16 protein-coding genes and 1 pseudogene are annotated in these 17,760 nt (G+C 64.8%); 10 read left to right on the top strand and 7 right to left on the bottom strand.

Going from position 1 to position 17,760, the window contains the following annotated elements; all coding sequences use genetic code 11:
- Positions 1-86: 86 nt before the first annotated feature.
- The 7 genes and pseudogenes from AB0J97_RS04305 to AB0J97_RS04335 all read left to right on the top strand — a co-directional run bounded on the left by AB0J97_RS04305 (position 87) and on the right by AB0J97_RS04335 (position 8,565).
- A pseudogene (locus AB0J97_RS04305) lies at positions 87-866 on the top strand (transposase family protein).
- Positions 867-1,006: 140 nt separating this feature from the next.
- Positions 1,007-3,649: an SUMF1/EgtB/PvdO family nonheme iron enzyme gene (locus AB0J97_RS04310; protein WP_364084309.1), complete on the top strand. Its 2,643-nt coding sequence runs from the start codon at positions 1,007-1,009 to the stop codon at positions 3,647-3,649.
- On the top strand, positions 3,649-3,933 hold the full coding sequence (locus AB0J97_RS04315; protein ID WP_364084311.1) for a hypothetical protein: 285 nt from the start codon (positions 3,649-3,651) through the stop codon (positions 3,931-3,933). Before AB0J97_RS04310 ends, AB0J97_RS04315 begins: the two co-directional genes overlap by 1 nt.
- Positions 3,930-5,147 carry a hypothetical protein gene (locus AB0J97_RS04320; RefSeq protein WP_364084314.1) on the top strand — a complete coding sequence of 406 codons (1,218 nt, stop codon included), beginning with the start codon at positions 3,930-3,932 and terminating at the stop codon, positions 5,145-5,147. Before AB0J97_RS04315 ends, AB0J97_RS04320 begins: the two co-directional genes overlap by 4 nt.
- Positions 5,148-5,707: 560 nt before the next feature.
- Entirely contained in the window at positions 5,708-5,941 is a 234-nt protein-coding gene (locus tag AB0J97_RS04325) for a hypothetical protein (RefSeq protein ID WP_364084317.1), read from the top strand.
- An 8-nt stretch (positions 5,942-5,949) separates the two neighbouring features.
- Positions 5,950-7,968, top strand: a complete 2,019-nt coding sequence (locus AB0J97_RS04330) for a DUF6571 family protein (protein WP_364084320.1) — start codon at positions 5,950-5,952, stop codon at positions 7,966-7,968.
- 177 nt (positions 7,969-8,145) lie between these two features.
- Positions 8,146-8,565, top strand: a complete 420-nt coding sequence (locus AB0J97_RS04335; protein WP_364084323.1) for a hypothetical protein — start codon at positions 8,146-8,148, stop codon at positions 8,563-8,565.
- 340 nt (positions 8,566-8,905) lie between these two features.
- Here AB0J97_RS04335 and AB0J97_RS04340 read toward each other — a convergent pair whose 3' ends face one another.
- The 4 genes from AB0J97_RS04340 to AB0J97_RS04355 form a co-directional block, all read right to left on the bottom strand.
- Positions 8,906-10,270 (bottom strand): tyrosine-type recombinase/integrase, encoded by a 1,365-nt coding sequence (locus AB0J97_RS04340; protein ID WP_364084326.1) that lies wholly within the window; start codon positions 10,268-10,270, stop codon positions 8,906-8,908.
- Positions 10,267-10,458 carry a helix-turn-helix domain-containing protein gene (locus tag AB0J97_RS04345; protein WP_364084329.1) on the bottom strand — a complete coding sequence of 64 codons (192 nt, stop codon included), beginning with the start codon at positions 10,456-10,458 and terminating at the stop codon, positions 10,267-10,269. The genes AB0J97_RS04340 and AB0J97_RS04345 overlap by 4 nt, the downstream gene beginning before the upstream one ends.
- Before the next feature lie 758 nt (positions 10,459-11,216).
- Entirely contained in the window at positions 11,217-11,429 is a 213-nt protein-coding gene (locus tag AB0J97_RS04350; protein ID WP_364084332.1) for a DUF397 domain-containing protein, read from the bottom strand.
- The gene (locus tag AB0J97_RS04355) at positions 11,420-12,247 is read right to left on the bottom strand and encodes a helix-turn-helix transcriptional regulator (protein ID WP_364084335.1); all 828 of its coding nucleotides are present in this window, start codon (positions 12,245-12,247) and stop codon (positions 11,420-11,422) included. Before AB0J97_RS04355 ends, AB0J97_RS04350 begins: the two co-directional genes overlap by 10 nt.
- A 249-nt stretch (positions 12,248-12,496) precedes the next feature.
- Here AB0J97_RS04355 and AB0J97_RS04360 point away from each other — a divergent pair, with 249 nt between their 5' ends.
- Positions 12,497-13,018: an ATP-binding protein gene (locus tag AB0J97_RS04360; RefSeq protein ID WP_364084338.1), complete on the top strand. Its 522-nt coding sequence runs from the start codon at positions 12,497-12,499 to the stop codon at positions 13,016-13,018.
- A 75-nt stretch (positions 13,019-13,093) separates the two neighbouring features.
- Complete coding sequence (locus AB0J97_RS04365) at positions 13,094-13,390, top strand: hypothetical protein (protein WP_364084341.1); 297 nt, start codon at positions 13,094-13,096, stop codon at positions 13,388-13,390.
- Positions 13,391-14,053: 663 nt separating this feature from the next.
- On the opposite strand, the gene AB0J97_RS04370 is transcribed toward AB0J97_RS04365, so the two are convergent.
- The 3 genes from AB0J97_RS04370 to AB0J97_RS04380 form a co-directional block, all read right to left on the bottom strand.
- Positions 14,054-14,305 (bottom strand): helix-turn-helix domain-containing protein, encoded by a 252-nt coding sequence (locus AB0J97_RS04370; RefSeq protein WP_364084344.1) that lies wholly within the window; start codon positions 14,303-14,305, stop codon positions 14,054-14,056.
- Positions 14,306-14,597: 292 nt separating this feature from the next.
- A complete protein-coding gene (locus tag AB0J97_RS04375) occupies positions 14,598-15,539 on the bottom strand; it encodes a DNA methyltransferase (RefSeq protein ID WP_364084347.1) in 942 nt (313 codons plus the stop codon).
- A complete protein-coding gene (locus AB0J97_RS04380) occupies positions 15,539-16,504 on the bottom strand; it encodes a hypothetical protein (RefSeq protein ID WP_364084349.1) in 966 nt (321 codons plus the stop codon). Before AB0J97_RS04380 ends, AB0J97_RS04375 begins: the two co-directional genes overlap by 1 nt.
- A gap of 580 nt (positions 16,505-17,084) precedes the next feature.
- Here AB0J97_RS04380 and AB0J97_RS04385 point away from each other — a divergent pair.
- Positions 17,085-17,498 (top strand): hypothetical protein, encoded by a 414-nt coding sequence (locus tag AB0J97_RS04385; protein WP_364084351.1) that lies wholly within the window; start codon positions 17,085-17,087, stop codon positions 17,496-17,498.
- Positions 17,499-17,760 lie beyond the last annotated feature (262 nt).

Below are 17,760 nucleotides of genomic sequence, written 5' to 3' on the forward strand. Positions count from 1 at the left end.
GGTTGGCGTTCACCTGATGGCATGGCGAAACCCCTGGTAGACGGGTTGATCACCACAATCACGTCCGCCACCACCAGGGGCCTCGGATGCTGTTCTATCGTGCTGCCGTCGATTTGTCGCGCTCAACCCTGAACTACCTCGCCAGCCTCATCCGCTGACACCGCAAGGCGATCGGATCGACCTGGCGGCTGCTCAACCCCGGGCAACAAGCCCTGCTCGTGCTGGTCCACCTGCGCAAGGGAGAAACGTTCCCTGAGCTCGGGGCCGGGTTCGGGGTCTCGACGGCGACCGCGTGGCGGTACGTGGAAGAGGCCGTGATGCTGCTGTCGGCACGCTCGCCGAAGCTCGGCCAGGCACTACGCCGGGCACGCCGAGCCGGGCTGCACTACCTGGTGCTGGACGGCACACTGATCCGCATCGACCGGATCGCCGCCGACCGCCCGTACTTCTCAGGCAAGCATCGCGTGCACGGCATGAACATCCAGGTCATCGCCTCGCCGGACGGCACGATCTTGTGGACCTCAGGCGCACTGCCGGGCAAGACCCACGACCTGAGCGCCGCCCGCATCTGGGGCATCCTGCGCGCACTCGAGACGGCCGGGATCATCACCCTCGCCGACAAGGCCTACCAAGGAGCCGAAGGCCCGATCCGCACCCCGTACAAGGGCAGGAACAAACCCGTGTCCCAGAAGCGGGCCAATCGCTCCCACGCCAGGCTCCGCAGCCCCGGCGAGCGCGCGAACGCCCAGCTGAAGAGCTGGAAGATCCTCCGGAAGCTACGGTGCAGCCCGTCCAAAGCCGGCCACCTGTGCAAGGCCATCGCCGTCCTTCAGAATCACCGAGTCACGCAGGCGGCGCAAAGATGAAAAGCGTTCACTGCTGTCCAGCTTCGACGACGCAGAGATCGAGGCCGGGATTTCCGAGATCCGCCGCGAGCATCCCGGTCCCGAGGTCCATTTCCTGGATCGGTTCGCCTTCATTCTCGGGACGAAGGGGTGACGGCACTGTGAGCGTTGAGTTCGACACTCGCTTGTTCCAGTTGAAGAACGAGCTGGATGATCATTCCAGGGTCGCCCGGCATCTCGGGCTGGACTTCGAGCGCCCGATCAAGTCGCTCGGCGACGGTTATCCCGAGAACGCCATCGCCCTGGTCGGGAAGATCACCGAACGGATCCTCAAGCAGCTCTGGCGGCACCACAACGTACCCGGTGACCCCGGCGGAAAGGCGCTGAGCGAGCTGATCAAGGGGGCGCAGCCGTACATCCGCAGCAGTACGGTCCTGGACTCCCTTCGCGACATCCAGCGGCTGCGGAACAGGTCCGCCCATGATGGGTATGAGATAGCCGAGGAGGACGGGCTCACTGCTGTCCGCCGGCTGCTAAGCGTGCTGGCGTGGTTCAGCAGCACCGGCAGCGGCGTCCTGAGTGGGGACGTGCCCAAGCTTGCCCCCGAGGTGGCCGCCAAGGCTGAGTTTCTCGCGGGGCTGTATCTCACGCTGGGCTTCCAGCCGGTCAAGCGGTTCGAGCTCTCCCGCAACACGGTTTATCAGCTGTTTTTTCGTGAGCGAGGACTGCGCAGCGAGTACGTCGAGTTGCTGCTGAGCAGGAACGTCGACGATGTGGTCCAGGTCCTGGAGACCACCGATGGCGAACTGCTGCAGACTCGGCTGCCCAAGCTCACTCGCTTCCTGATCCTGGAGGAGAACGGCATCAGCCAGGTGCCGAGCCCGCTGGGTGGTGACTACCGGGTGCTGGCCTACGACCGGTTCATGGACGCATTCGTCGACCTGGACCGGCATCTGGCAGATATCGTCGGCGCCTACCCGCAACTGCTGGGCGCGGGGCGACTGTCCCTCTCCGGTGATCTGCTTACCACCGACGAGCGAACGGGCGAGCAGCGAATCTCCCGGGTAGGTGCGGCCGACCAGTTGCTGGACGAGGTGGCGGCTTCGGGCGGGAACCTGCTCATCGTCGGCCGATCGGGCAGCGGCAAGACGACGCTGCTCAAGCAGTTGGTTGCCCGCTCGGTCGCGGCGAGCCGACGGCGGTACCGGTTCTACTTCGACATGAGCCTCAAGCGGCCGGACGAGGCCTTCCGCGAGTTCGTCACGCGCGTCCTCACGCCGTACATGGCCGTGGAGAGTGCGTACGTTTTCGAGGTGTTCCACTACTTCGCCCGTTCCGGCTCGGTGCTCTGCGCGCTGGACGGCATCGATGAGGCGGTGCCGTCGACGACCCAGGCAGGATTCCTGGAGCTGTTCAGCGAGATCGCCCAGGTCCTGTCGGCGGAGTCGGCGGTCATCACCACCTCCCGGGTCTCCTTCCTGGAGGACTCCCCCCAGGTGCGGCGGCTGCTGGACGGCACTTCACTGGTGTCGGAGAAACTGGTTCAGCAGCTTCACGCGCAAGGCGTGAACCCGCTGCTCGTGCCGCGCTTTTCGGCGTTGCGCCTGCATGACGCCACCGACGCCGCCTCGCCCCTGGAAGTACGGCTGGCTGAGGATCTGGATCTCGACCGTGACCGGCGTCTCCCACACCTGGCCGAGCTGGCCTGGCAGCACATCACCCGGGTCGGTGACTCGGCGGGGCTGAGGTCCGCTCTGCCGTCGATCACAGCGTACTTCGGGCTGGCCTTCCTACACGGCCGTACGGTCTTCACCATCGTCGACCTCGTCAATGATCTAGGTATCGAGTTGTTCGACGGCGGGCGGCTCACCTACGACGCCTTCCGGCTGCGGGCCTTGTTCCGGCTCGCGGGTCCCTCTGCGGTCTCCTTCGCCCACAGTGCTTACCAGGAGCTGCTGGCTGCAGAGTTCCTCCGCGATGCGGCCAATCGAGAAGCGTCCCTCGGGGTGGCCTCGCGTCTGACTGAGCAGGTTCGCGAGTTTCTCCATCGCAGGGGCCAGCAGGAAGCCCCGGCGGAGGACTGTGTCCTGCCGGCCGGTGTCTACCTGGTCGGACCGAGCCATCACTTGATGCTCAAGCGCGTCAGGCAGACCGTCCGCTTCGATCGTTTTCCTGTTACGGTCGGCCGCTACAACCGCTTCCTGGAGGCGGTCCGCCGGTACGGTTCACGGCAGTGGGACCACCAGGACAAACCCGAAGAGTTCTCCCACGAGCCTTGGCAGGAACGCCTCAAGGTTCAGGAGTACTTCACCAACCCGGCATACGAGGACCATCCGGCGGTCTGCATCAACTACTGGAGCGCCTACGCCTTTGCCCGCTTTGAGGGCAAGCGCCTGCCCACCTCTCTGGAATGGGAAGCCGCCGCCCGCGGGACCGACGGCCGGCTGTTTCCCTGGGGGGACGAGATCGATCTTGACATCGTTAGCAGCGCGGACTCCTGGAGCGGCCGTGCACTGATCACCTACGAGGCGTGGCGGGAGGAACTCGATCTCGGGAGGCTGAGCCAAGCCATGCCCAGTCCGGTCGACGCACATCCTGGCAATGTCTCCCCGTTCGGCATCCGGGAGATGGCCGGAAACGTCTGGGAGATCACCGGCACCGTACTGGAAGATCTAAACGAGGTGGTCATCTGCGGCGGCTCCTATGACAACCCCTATCGGGCACTGCAAACCTCCTCCAAAGGCCTGGCGCGGCGGCGAGGATGTAGCAACGCGGTCGGCTTTCGTTGCGTCGAGGAGCTGTGATGAGCGGTGAAGGGCTCGCCGAGAGCGATGGGCAGCGGTTCGGCTACATCGTCGATCGCATGCCGCACGGCAGCGGGCAAGGCGGGCGCCAGGGCACCTACATCGTCCGTGACGCCGACTCGGGCACACACCACTCCTTCATGTACGCCGACATTGTGACCGAGGGGTTCCGGACCATCCGGACCGGCGAACGAGTGCGGTTCCTGAAGACGCCGGAGGACTCAGAACATGCCTGCTACGTCATCCGCTTGGACCTCCCGGAGATCGAGGACTACTACCAGTGACCCGGCTGGTACGCCAGACCCTGATCGTTGTCTATGAGGCCCGCTTCCCTGCCGCACCTGCATGGGAGCCGGGACCGCTGGTCCTCCAGCATGGCCAGGTCCGCTCCACCGCCGAAGCCCGCAGTGAGTACTACAGCGCCAAGGCGGCCCGCGTGCTGTACGGTGACGCGGCACACGCCAGACGCTGGCACGACGCCTCTCGCCGCCTCACCGCCCACGGCGAGATCGCCGGCATTGAAGCCGTCCGCGTGAACGACGAGCCGGACGCTTGCGGGCTGGTGGCGATCCATCTACGGCTCAGGCAGGGAACCCCCATTGCACTGCTGCGCGCCCTTGCCCGGCGCCGAGACACCCTACCCGCCGATTTCGACCCGCAAGAGCTCGTCGGGGGGCAGATCACGATCGAGCCAGGTGTCCGCCCCTTCACCATCACTTTCATCACCTCAGCACGGAACGGCCTGCCGCGCCTATACCGGCAGCCTCGCTACTGGCGCTGGCCACCCGTCTGCCAGTGGCTGTGGGCTCTCGCTTCCCGGACTAACCTGGCCGACTACCCCCCTGACCCGAAGAACCTCGAACCTGCAGACAACGAGATCATCCGGCTTTCCAGCGACTGGCAGGCCATCGTCCTGCGAGATGGGATGGGAGTAGTCGGCGTCCGTTCCGACCGGGGGCAGGACGACCCGTTCTACTGCTACGCGGAGCTGTACCTGCGCTCGATCTACCTGGACGCCGTCCTGCTCGGCATGCTGCAGAAGCAGGGGCTCACCCATCTGGAGAAGCGCATGGCCGCCGCACTCGATTCCGCGCTGTCTGCGACGATGGCCGGGCTCGAACGCGAAGTCAGCTTCTTCCGCCATCAGCTGTGGGCGCAGCACCTTACCCCACATGGCACACCCAACCGCCTGCTGACCGCCTACCAGCGCCAGCACGCGCTCCGGGAGCGGTTCGAGCAGATGCTCACCGAGATCAGCGACTTCAACCGGCTCACCCGCGACGACGAGAACCGGCACGTCAACAGCGCCGTAGTCGTATTCACCCTTGTCACTGTCCCCGCTGGCATCGCCCTCGCGCTCCTGCAGGTCCTGGGGACCGATCAACCATGGCTCCTAGCCACCGTCGCAGGAGTCTGTCTAGTGCTCACCGCGCTTCTCCTGCGCACACGTTCCGCGCGGATGGCCTTCGGAGCTCTCCGCCGCCGCTTCACGCCATGACACAGGACGTTGGTGACACTTTCGTCGCGTACCAATCGGCGTGACGCTGCCTCGGCGAAGACCGCGGTGTATTTGGCGTTGCGGTCACGGATAAAGCCTCTACGCCTTCGGCCCGCTCCCCCAGGCCCATGACACGGTCGCTCCCCGAACGCCATCATTCAACCTCATCGCGGCGATCCTCCGCGTACCCCACCGGATGCCCGTGGCAGTAGCGAGGAATCCTACAACGAGCCTAGAGCCCATCATTCCCTGGCGTAGGCGGCCCCCGACACGCTGTCCTGGATCCCATCACCGACCCGGCGGACATCGCCAACCTAATCCCGTGCCGACGAGGGCGGCTCGCGATGCCCTTCGAATACTTGCATGCGGCCCGAACTGCACGGACGGAGTTTCGGCAGGCGCTCTATCGGCGGCTCGCCCATGCCGTAGCCACTTCCCACGTTGTACGTACGGCCAGGGCTGCCAGGTTCGAGTGATATCCACTTGGTCGGACTCATCCCTATTGCGCCACACAGGGTTAGCATTCAAGCGTCCAGTCGTCTCTCCTGGGTCAGGCCGTCATGCCGACGAAAGATGAGGTGGAGACCGCCCGCCGGCAGATCGAGCGTCTTTCCGATCAGTGCGAGGCGGATTTACGCGAGCTCATCCGCCTTGCTGAGGGTGGCGCGCTGAAAGGACCGGAGGGTGACAAACTCTCCGCCGATATGCGTCAGTGGGAACGCGAGACCAAGAACTACTTCCGGGCGGCCCTGGACACTCTCCACAACCTCCCCGCGTCCGAGGTGTCTCGATGAGTCCTCAGGTGGGCATCAACCCCGAACTCATGACCAAGCTCATCGCCATGCTCAAGCGCACGGGCCCTGAGTTCCGGGAATCGAGCCGCCAGGTCGAAAGCGCGCTCGGTCGTCTCGGAGTCGAGCTTTGGGCCTCCCCCGCGCTGCGCTTGGTCGCCGACCAGATGAGCGCGAAGCCGCCGGACCTTCAAGGCCGCCTGGACCTGATTCTCGCCACCCCTGACGTGGGGCTCGACCGCGAGGGCATGATGTGGGCGGACGGTGCGGACTGGCAGTCCAGCACCGCGGAAGGCGCCGCCGCCGCCCAGACCCTGGCGGCCAGAATCCGGGCGCAGGCCAAAGCCGGGAACCTCGACGCCAAGACAGTCGCCGAACTCGAAAGACACAAGAACGATCCCCTCTTCGCGGCCGCGTTCGCCAAGGAACTCCCGCCTGCTGAGCTCAAGCGACTGATCTCCCGCATGTTCAGAACAGATCTTCCTCCCACCGGCCGCCCGGACGACAAGGGCCTGGACACCGAGAAGAAGGTCGCCGACCTGTTCAGCACCATCCTGGGTACCGCCTCCCGGGCCCGGAAGCTGCCCGACAAGTACGCCGATGAACTGCTCAAGGATCTGGGCGACCCGCAGAGCGCGTTCGCCCTCGGCAGGCTCCTCGGCAAGGGGACGTTCGACCACGCGTTCCTGCTCAACGTGGTGAAGCGGGTCTACGACTACGACGTCGCCCACCCCCAGGCACGGGCCATCGAGCCGGAGTTGCCGCTTTCCGGCACGAACAAGATGCGCCCCGGCCCCGACGTGAGCCCCATGAGCACCGTGCTGAACGCCCTGATCAATCATCCGAAGGTGGCCCAGGACTTCTTCACCGACTCCAAGCGCAGGCCGCTGGCGTACCTGATGCGCGATCGGCGGTGGGCGCCTGGGAGCGACAAGCTGCTCGGCGAGGCCCTTTTCGAGGCGGCGACGAAGTTCCGGGACCATGGCATGCCCCGGGAGCAGTCGAGCGGATACAAGTCCGCGCTCATCGCCTCCTGGGCCGCCCACTACTGGTCTGAGGAGAAGGTCCAGCAGAACCTGGCGAACACCCGGACCTGGGCCGCCTCCATCCAGGCGAACTACATCAGCGACGTTCACCGGGCCTTCCAGGCTCCGGCGAGAAAAGACATAGGTGTAGACCCCGCCTACGATCCGGACAAGTCCCTGCCCGGCATAGAGCCCTATGGCGCCGTCTTCAACAAGAACGAGCTCAAGACGGTCATGACGTGGGCGTTCAACGACAACGACGCGTTCAAGACCATGGCAGCGGCCCACGCGCAGTACTCGGTGAAAGCCCTGGACGAGACAGCGTCCAAACTGGCCGCGGAGGTCAGAACCAAGTTCGCCGCCTGGCACAAGTCGCACCCCGGAGCGACCAAGAAACAGATCGACGACAAGCGACAGGACATCCTCGAGAACACGATGAGCGACAGCGGCGGATCTGCCGAATTCAAGGGCATGGTGAAGGACCTCAGCGAGACGACGTACGCGGTCGCCGATGCCGGGAACATCGCCAAGATCGAGGAAGCCAAGAAGAACGACGAGCGTTACGCGATGTACAAGGACATGGTCACGAAGATCATCGATCTGGTACCCGGACCACCTGGCAAGTTCGTCGGCCTACTGGTGGACCAAGCAAAGGACCACATCTATGGACAATTCACGCCCAATCAAGAAGGCGAGGCAAAGAAGGCGGCCGCGAATGCGATGGATGATGCCAAGGTAATGTTCGAAGATGCCACTGCGGCCGCCATGATGCGACACGGCCTCTTCGGCGACGGATCGGTACCGGCACCCACTCATCCATACGCTTCCACGGAGAGACCAAAAGCCCCTGAGAACGACTTTCTTGTGAACGGGAAGATCATATCAAAGGATAAGATGAGCGAATCACAAAAGACTGCCTATGATGAATGGCTCCACCGAACCCCTGCAACGGATCGCGTCTTCTTCGGCGTAGATGACGCTATAAACCGTGACACTTGGTCGTGACAGAGGCCTATCATGAGTGAAGCCCGCTGCACAATGAGAAACCTATCACCTCCCACAGCACTGCTTCTTGCGGTGGTCCTGCTGACTGCCTGCTCGGCCTCTCCCCCGCCGTCGCCATCGCCCACTCCAGACACGCGACCGCTTGGTGACATCACCGCCGCCCCCAAGGAGTGTGGCTTGCTCTCGAGGCAGTCCGTCGAACGGGCCACTGGTCTCAGCGACTTCACCGTCGAGAAGCACATGTCCGACGATGGAAAGCTCCTCAGGTCCTGCTCCTTCTACGCCAAACCCCATACCGGAAACGCATATCGGCTAAAAATCAGAATTGACGATCCGTCTCAACTTCCACTGAGTCGTTTAGGGGGATCCAGAGCCTCCAGAAACGGAGTCGACCTGCCAGCTGACGCCGGGCCCGGATTCACCTTCACCCTCGTGGAGTCCGGCGAGAAATACGGGACCGACGGCTGGGCATGGTCACGGAATGGCAGTCGCATGCTCAGCGTGTCGCTCTCCGACACCCCACCCAACAGGGACGCCCAGAAGGATGCCATAGAGTTTATTCGCCAGCTCAGGCCCATAGTTCTCGACAAGGACTGAGTATCGACCCGGACGCCCGACCGACCCAAGTGATCCGTTCACACGCATATAGTCGATCGAAGACCGAGGCCGCCGACTGCCCGATCAACACAGCGACGACCAGCTCGGCCACTTCCGCCGAAGGTATCCGCCTGCGCCTCATGACACCCAAGCGCATAGACCGGCCCACCAAGCGGCGGCATCGAATTCCTGTCAGTCTGCCGTGACTGGGCAAGGAGCACACAGACCGAATTACCCGGGTAGACGGAGCGTGGCATCCGTGGAGGAACGCCACGATAAGACGCGAGGCAGGGAGTGAACAGCCCCGGCAGGGCCGGGGCCGGAAGCAGGTCCATGCAGGCTACTCGGTCAGAGCGTCGTTGATCTTGCCATTGAAGTGCTCTCGCTGACCATCCACGCATTTCGCGTAGACCCGCAGCAGGACATCCACGCCATGGCCGGCGCGCTTGGCCACCTCGACGGCCGGAACGCCCGCGTTCAACCACAGCGAAACTGCAGCGTGCCGCAGGTCGTACGGTCGAGCAGCCAAAGATGAGGCGAACTGCGCCGGGGTGAGCGCGAGTTTGCGAGCTTCCTGCCAGACGTAGGAGTACGCCGAACTGGAGTAGGTGCCACCGGTACCCGTGTGGAAGACTCTGCCGTCCTCAGCGGTGGCATACGCGGCGATGTGCTCGCGAAGCATGGCAACCAGGATGGGCGGGATGGGGATCTCTCGTGTTTCCTTGTCCGCGCGGTGCTTCAGGTTGCGCGACTCGTGGGTCTCGCCGGAGTTGGTCCAGCGCTTCGTTCCCTGAGGCCGCGCCCTTTCCAAGACGATCAGGCCCCAGCCCGCGTCCGGCAACGTGCAGTTGGTCAGCCGCAGGTCCGCCGCTTCCTCCGGCCGGAGTGCGGCGTAGTAGACGCATGCGAAAAGGGCCTTGAGCCGAGGACCGCGCCTGCGGCCCACTTTCGGCACTGCATCGAGGAGTTGCCGTGCTTGGGTGGGGTTGACCACCGTCCGGGGGTCAACGAGCGTTACGGACTTGGGCGGCCTCCTCTTGATCTTGTCCAGCGGGTTTCTGTTGAACAGTTGCTCCTCGACTGCATGCTCCAGGAGGTGATGCAGGATGGCGCGCTTGCGGCGTACCGTGTTCGCCGCCGCCGGTGCGCCGGAGAAGGTGATGGATACGGCTTCGAGGGCCTTGTGTAGAACCTGCGCTTCTTCGAAGGCCGTCAGCGGCAATGAGGCCCTCTCCAACCAACTCAAAGCCACGGCCTGTGCCGTCGTCAGGTCGGCCCGCCGCTTCTCCGGGAGCAGCGCGTGGATCCGTAGAACCTCTCTGAGTTCCCCATCGGCAGGACGGTGCGGCGCGTCGGTGACCAGCACGGGGATGAGAGAGAGCAGTGCGTACGCGTCTGTCTCTCGGGTTCGAGGTGCCGTCGAGTTCCAGCGTCGCAGGACATACGCCTGAGCGAACTGGAGGAACGATGGCCCGGAGGATCGCCGCGCGCACTTCGACACAGGCAGGCCGGTGCCGAGGTCGAACTCCTCCCCTACCTTGGTCGCCTGCCGTAGGTCGGACATGAAGGCGTAGGCCAGCCCCTTGGTCCGGAAGCTCTTCGACCTTTCCTTGCCGGCTACTCGCCAGCGAGCGATGTAGGCGGGCGTACTGTTGTTGAAGCGCCGCTGGATCTGGCCTAGCTTCACGTCGTAAGTGGTGTTCACCTCGACTCCCGTCGTGAGTCGAGCCAGGCCATGAGGTCGCTCCGCCAGATGCGGAGTTCGAGGTTGGGCAGTTGGACGCAGACTGGTGCGCGGCCAATCTGACGCCAGCGGTAGAAGGTGCGGCGGGACACGCCGCCCAGCTCTTTGAGGACCTGAGGAACGGTCAGCAGCTCATCATGCCTGGTCATCGGCCAATACCCCGGTTCGGAACGCAGGTGCTTGGGCGACTGCTGCCTGCGGGGACCGAATGGCGTACGGTACACCGGACCTTGAGGTCTACCCGGCGGACACTGTCCAGCTCATGCATGGTGTTGGCGTGGTGGAGGAGCCCACATGGAGTGCCGATTGGGCGATTCACACTGCCATGTAGGAGTACGCGTCGACGGAGCTCGCCGGCTCTACAGATCCGACTGGCCCCGCGGTTGTCAGGCCGGGCGTTCAGCCAGTCGATCGGCCCAGGGGTGGTGCGGGAACGGGCGAGCTTGCCCAAGACGTACATCTTTCCTCCAGCGATCTGATCTGACCTCGGCCCGTCAGGTGTCCTGGTGGACGTACGGTCCCGCGATCACCCGCATGGCGATGATCCCCGGACCGGCTGAGGCACGGGCTATAGACGCTCACCTCTAGCCGCGCTGTCAAGTCCAACGGGATGGCGTACTCACGTATCGCGGCAGCTCAGCATGGACCCAACCGCTGAGCGGATGGGCGAACAGGAGCAGTTTTCGGCGGCTTGCGGAAGGTCAGCTGGTCGCCGTACACGGTGACATGGATCGGCAATTCAACTGGGGAGCGCTTCCAGTTCGTCGTCGACCTCGCGAGCGCCTTCGGCGCCAAGCGGTAGGCGCTAACCTATTGATCTTGGTGGAAGGGGCCGATCGCCCTACCCGGCAACAGGGACAGGAGCTCGCCGCCAGCGAGCCCCAGTCAATTCCAACATCGGTAATCGTCAGAAGTCGAATTCGCCCTTCTTGGCGCCATCGATGAACGCAGCCCAAACCGATGCTGAGACGACGTAGGGAGCCTGGTCGGGGGCTTCAGTGTCGCGGATGCCGACCCGGCCTCCGGGTAGCGGTGCAACCTCCAGGCAATTGCCGTTGTCGCCAGAGTGTGCGGCCTTGCGCCAAGCAGCGCGGCCCAGATCCTCGTTGGTCACTTCCATTGCTTGGCTTTCTCCTCGATCAATCGGAGTGACGCCCTGCGGGGAAGGGCATCACCATGCAACATCTCATACCTCGACTTGACGTCCAGGACACGATCGGAGTCGGCGGTGATCTGGCTCAGAGTGATTGACTCAATATAGGCCGTATCGGGCATCTCTGGTCCGCTGGCGAGCATGAAGGCACCTTGCAGGCCGGTCGTCAGCCACGCATTGTGGGGAAGGACATGAATGTGAACGCGCGGATGATCATCCATCGCGGCCAAGTGCGTGAGTTGCTCGTTCATGACCGCCTCACTACCGATGGGCCGGATGAGGACCCCCTCGTCCAGCACTGCCCATAGCGTAGGCCCGTTCTCCCGCTCCAGGATGCGCTGGCGATCCATCCGGGCGGCGACGCTTTGCTCGACGAGGTCGGGAGTGGTTCTCGGCCTGCCCCGGAAAATGGCTCGAGCGTACTGCTCGGTCTGAAGTATGCCAGGGATGATCAGCGGCTCCCAGGCGCGAAGCATGTCCGCCCGCTGTTCGATCTCGACGAGTTGAGCCAGCCAAATCGGCCACCGGCCGGCATGCTCGACGGTCTCCCGCCAGCGGGCCAGCAGTCCGCCATCGGCTTCCAACGCAGTGTCGGCGGCGCGGGCGAATTCCTCGTCGGCCGGACGTTCCCCGCGCTCAACCATGCTGATCTTCGAGACAGACCAGCCGAGCATTGCGGCAAGTTCCTTTTGCCGCCTCCCAGCCAGTATGCGGTATTCACGAAGATGAACACCGAATTCCGCTCTTGGGGCTTTCAACGCGGGTTCTGGATCGATGTCTCGCAATACAGGCTGCCTCCTTACTCGGGGTACACGAGAAACGCACGCCGCATGTGTAGTAGCACACCTGGTTCGTGCCTGGAAAGTGCTTTGCAATCCACCCCTCAGGCTGGGGATTTCTGGGAAGGTTCCTTCAGGCCAGCTCGGCGTATCACAGCCAGCCACACACAGAAGATGATCGTGCGTGCACTTGGCCGATCCCATTATTCACATAAGCGGCATGGCTGTTGATCGAGGATTAGCGAGGCGGATTCGTTGATCTACTACATTTCACTCCCCCAGCTCCAGGTAATCGGCACAGCCCATCTGGCGCACAGCGATCGGGCCCCTCATCTGGCCCGGAAAGCTGTCAGCGTCTGGCTGGCGCCCGAGCATCCAGCGCAGGAGATCACGGTTCTGGCGGCCTCGGAACTGGTCACCAATGCGGTGAAGTACGCCGACGCCTCCAGCGACAGCGGCGATGACGGTCGTGATTGCGGCGGTGATGCCGAAGGCCGTCAGGACGCAATCACGCTCAGGCTGTGTCAGGGGCGGGACTATCTGCGGCTGACGGTGACCGATCCCGGATCGTCCTGCTCAGAGCCGTCGAGGATTCCGCTGCAGACACCGAGCCTGGACGCCGAGCGTGGGCGGGGGCTGGCAATCGTGGAAGCCCTATCCCGCAACCGGTGGGGCAGCTACCTGATGCCCCTGACCGGACTGCGCCTGGTGTGGTGCCATCTGGACCTCAACCCGACCCCAGCGCAAGTCGAAGACCTGTTCCGCGCCCCGATCTAGCCGAGCGCATCCAGCCGCGTGTCAGAAGCAATCTCCGCTGGAACCCATTGCCGTCGATCAGCCTCGGAGACCGTCATGCCCGAACCCGTCCCGCCCGGCGTAGCCGACCAAGCCGCCACCTACCTCAGCGACCTGCAAAAACTGCTGCAGGAACAGGGCCTGCACGCGCGCCTGCTCACCCACGACGAGCGACTGCCGCGTCTACGGGTCATCAACCCCGACGCCCCCTCGCTCAGCGAGGTCATCTCGGCGGCACCTCTGGGAAACGAGTGGAGCTTGTGGTGGTCATGGGCCGAACCGATCACCCCGGTCAATGAGATCGCCACCGCCGCCGAGCGCATCCGCTACGTGCTAACCCCCACCGCGAACTAAGACGCCTGCCTCGGACCACAACGCGAACCAACCTGACAGCTTCCTGCCGCTCCATGACGCGGCAGGAAGGGCCACGATCCGCACCCATCGAACGACACCGGCCACGCCGGTGCGCAAACCCCCGCCCAGAAGGCGGACTTGTCTGGATGCAGCGCCTCATCTGGCCACATCCGAGAGCGCCGGATGAGAGCAAATCCTCTGTCTCTCGGGAGCGCGGGAGTCGTGTGCAGCTCGACACGAAGCGCTTCTGAGAGGGCGGTGACCGCGAGCGCCTCGAGTGAAGGCGTGGACGCGGTCACGCCCGGACGGCTGGCCGATGAGCGGAGCCCGGTCAGCCGCCCCTGCGACGATCACGGTGGGGCCCCCGTCCGCCTGATCGTCGCCGGGCGGCCCCTCGCAAGGAAATGGCGTCGCAGAGGCAATGGGCCCTGCGACTGAGGGGCCGCCCATCTCCGTAGACGTCCGGCAGCAGCGCGCTCCCTTCCCAGCGTGTGCTGCTGCCGGACCCAGGGTCTCCCAGAAAGCACCTGCTATGGGTCACACCTGCCAGGCGCATCATCCCCTTCTGATAGGGCCTCCTTCTGTTGCAGAGCAGGGAGAAGGTGAAGGCCGGCCAGTCGTGCGACCCTTAAATGCGGTGCCCTTGGCGACTTGTCATCCGTCCTAGCCTGCCGGGCGGCGGCTGTCATTGCCGCCCTGGGTAGTGGGTTCAAGAAGCGCCCGCAGCCCTCGCACCGGCACCGCGTACCGGCCGCCGATGCGCAGCACCCGGCACGGGAACTCGCCTGCTTTGGCCAGGCGATATGCCTTGGTGCGGCCCATCCCGAGCAGCCGTCCGGCCGTCAGCAGGCTGACTACCTCCGGCCGTTCAAGGGCCTCGGTCGCCTGGAGCTGGGTTGGGATCGTGCTAGTCATGCATGACCTCCGTGACATTGATGAACAGGAGCCGTGGTGGGCCACGCGGGATGCGCAGCCGCTGTGACCGTGGCGGGCTGCGGTGAGCGCTACGCCACCGGCCCGGCCCCGACCGGCCCCTGCTGGGGGACCGCCGTTCATGGACGGGCGGCCACAGCCCTAGGCATATAGGTCTGGCGCGGGACGGGCTGATGGTGGCGCTATCGATGCTTACCTTCGTGGCACGCACAAGCGATATCCGCAGGTCTACGCCCATGGCCAGGATCAGGACCGGAGCGCGGGATGATCCGGGCTACTTCAGCTCGCGGCCGTCTCGAAGGCTGGAATCCGACTGAGCTGATGCCGGAGTCGATTCCTGCTGGAGACTCTGCAGCTTCTGCGAACTCACGGGCTTCGCGACTCTCCGGAACACCAGCAGGTCCTCGTGCGCGACGGCGTGGATGGGCAGGCCGCGCGTCCATGCCTTGCGTGCTTCATAAAGCTGGAAGAACGACGCCCGGTTCAGAAGGTGGCCATCGCCGAGGCCACACAGCAGGCACACGATCCGATCGGCGAACACCAGACCCGCGTCCTCGGCGACCTGGTGGACGTGACCGGGCAGGTCGATCAGCTCACCGCGCACCCGGTACGGCCGCACGGTAATCGCCGCAACTCCGCCCGGGCGCAGCAGTTCCACGCAGCCGGCCAGGATGTGGCCGAACCCGTCCAGCAATGCCGGGAGCTGCTGGTGGGCGAGGTTGCCGCGGTCGGTCGAGTAGTGATGGTTCCACTTGCGCACGCCTGGCTCTCCGGTGTCGCGGGTGGAGCGGATGTGCCCGTGCGTCACCGCTCCGTACGGCGGGGAGGTCAGCACCAGCGCCGCCTGCCCCGCCAGATCCGGTAGCAACCGGGCGATGTTGCGAGAGTCCCCGACCACCACTCGCCCGAAGCCGGACGCCCCCTGCTTCTTTGCGAAGCCGAGGTTCGCGACGGCCAGGCGCGCCCATTGTTCCTCGTACTCCACGCCCGCGGCGTGCCTGTCGAGATGGATGGCTTCGACCAGAGTGGTGCCGATTCCGCACATCGGGTCGACGACCAGTTCGCCCGGCCGGGTGTAGGTGGAGATCACGCGGGCGGCGATGGAGGGCAGCATCTTTCCCGGATGCCGCATCGACTCCGGCACGTACCGGCCCCGCCGCTGCACCCGCGAGGGCTGCTGCCCGGTCGCCCACACCGACGTTGTCACCTCGGCCATCAGCGCTCACTCCCAGCCTGCGCGATGGAACCGGTGGCGGCCTGCGAGCCGGCGCTGCCCGCGGGCGGCGCCTGCCGTCCGTGCGGCTCGGGTAGCCCTCTTGGCCGCGTGAACAGCAGCACGTCCGAGTGCACCCGGGCGCTGGCCGGCAATCCGGTGCACTGCGGCAGGTCCTGCAACGCGGCCAGGCCACTGCGCAAGAGGTCAGGCTCGATGCACTCACCGCGAGCAGAGTGCCGCAGGGCGACGATGTGCTGCAGATACACCAGCCCCACGCTCCGGGCCTGGGTGATGATCTTCGGCATCGGGTCGGCCACATCGCCTTGGCGATGCAGGCCGGTCACCACAGCCAGATGCCCGTCCGGCTTCACCAGTCTCGCCGCCGCCGCGATGCCGTGCGGCCTGGCCTCATCGTGCGAGCTTGCCTGGCCCAGGCGCCGACCCGGCTGGTCGCAGATCTGCTCCGTCACCACCAGCCCTGCACTCCTGATGAGATCGGTCAGCGGCGCTTCGTCGTCCTTGTGTTCGGTGATGCGTAGATCGGTGACCTCCAGGTCGTGGGCGGTGTGGGTGCGCGCGAGACGTGTCCAGGTCACGTCCGCACGAGCCGCGTCGGTGAAGACGGCCACCGGCAGGCAGCCCGCCGTCAACGCGGCCGAGACCAGCTGGTGATCGCCAGCACCGAGATGAACCACCGTCTCGCCCAATCGCGCGCAGGTGGCTATGAGGTGACGGGCCAGGGGGCCGCTGACCGGATGGCAGCAGCCCGCCGCGCAGGCGGCGATGGCTTCGGTGTCGGCTGCCGCCAACCAAACGGTCAGCGGCAGATGCCCCCGTGAAGGGGCCTGGGCCTCGCGGCTCATACAGAGTTCGCGGAAGGGATCGATGGTCGTTGCGGACGTGGACGAAGAGTTGGCGGTGGTAGAGCCGGAGACGGTGGAGGTGGTGATGGCCGGTTCAGTCATCTGGGTGTGGCCCGAGTACCGGGTCAGCGGTCCCTGTCACTGAACCAAATACCGGACTGATGGCCGGAGTTAGGACGGGCCGTCAAGCAAAGGTCCGGCAATGCCGGCCGCTACCGTCCAGCACTCGCGGCCTCCACGGCTCGGTCTCACCTGCGGATCCGTCCACAGCTTGCGGGCGATGTTTCCTCATCGGAGGCACTTGCCAGCCATCGAGGCAGCCACGGATCCGGAGGCGCATGTTCCGCACGCCAATGAGGCAGTTCCTCTTCTGCGTTCATTCGATCATGCAGATAATGATGCGGCATATGGGTCGGACACTGATGTAGCTCTGGCCCGCTCGGTGGTGTGCTGGCCTGGCCCCTTTCCTTGCCGGGCCAGCATCTTCATGTCCCGCCGTTGCGACAAGTCCACCCCTGCCCAGAAACGTTTTCCCAGGTCACAGCGTTTTCGTGCAGGCCCTGCACATATCTCGGACACTGCCTGTCCTCAGCTTTCACCTGGGTTAACCACCGTTGCTGGGCAGCATCGGCCTACGCTGAGAAGACACGGGCCCAGGCCGTGTCAGCGGGAGGTGGTTCGCGTGTCGAGCCAGAAGGACGAACTGGCCCAGCGCCGCTTCGTGAAGCTCGTCGACCAGATCAAGGTGATGATGGCTGCCGGTCTCAAGCCGGAGTACTGCGGCTTCTATGGCCAGCTCATACTCGACCAAGAGGCGGTCGCCGAACTGGGAGAGCTTGCCGACATTCGGCGAGCAGCGCGAACGGCCGGACGTCAGCTCGGTTGGCATGTGCGCACCCATGCCGCCCACAACAGAACCCTCTTCATCATCGATGACCGTGACCCTCCCCGGGGGATCCAGGAGCTGGCGGGACGCCGCGCCGCTGACGCCGTCTCTGCCGTCATCTCCAGCGCCATGGCCGAGGCTCGCATGCTCCGCACCAGCGCGCCCATCGCCCTCCCCAACCGTCCAGACAGCGCAGGCGTGGATCTCTGAGCAGCCGATGGCCTGCCATGTCCTCAACGGCGCTTACCGCCGAGCTACGGGACCAGGCTCGGGGCTGCCCGCTTGACTCAAGCTTGACCTAGGAGTTTCGCCCCCATCCCGTTATCGCAGGTCACGCAGCTTTTCGGATGCAAGAGGCGCGGAGCGCGACCTCGTTCCGGCCAGCGCGCGTATGCGCCACTTCCTTACGTCTTCGCAGGTCATCCTTAGTTCAGCGACATGATCCAAAACAGACTTGATCTTTGCTGTGCCC

It is taken from the genome of Nonomuraea sp. NPDC049607, assembly GCF_040675375.1.
Taxonomy (GTDB): Bacteria; Actinomycetota; Actinomycetes; order Streptosporangiales; family Streptosporangiaceae; genus Nonomuraea.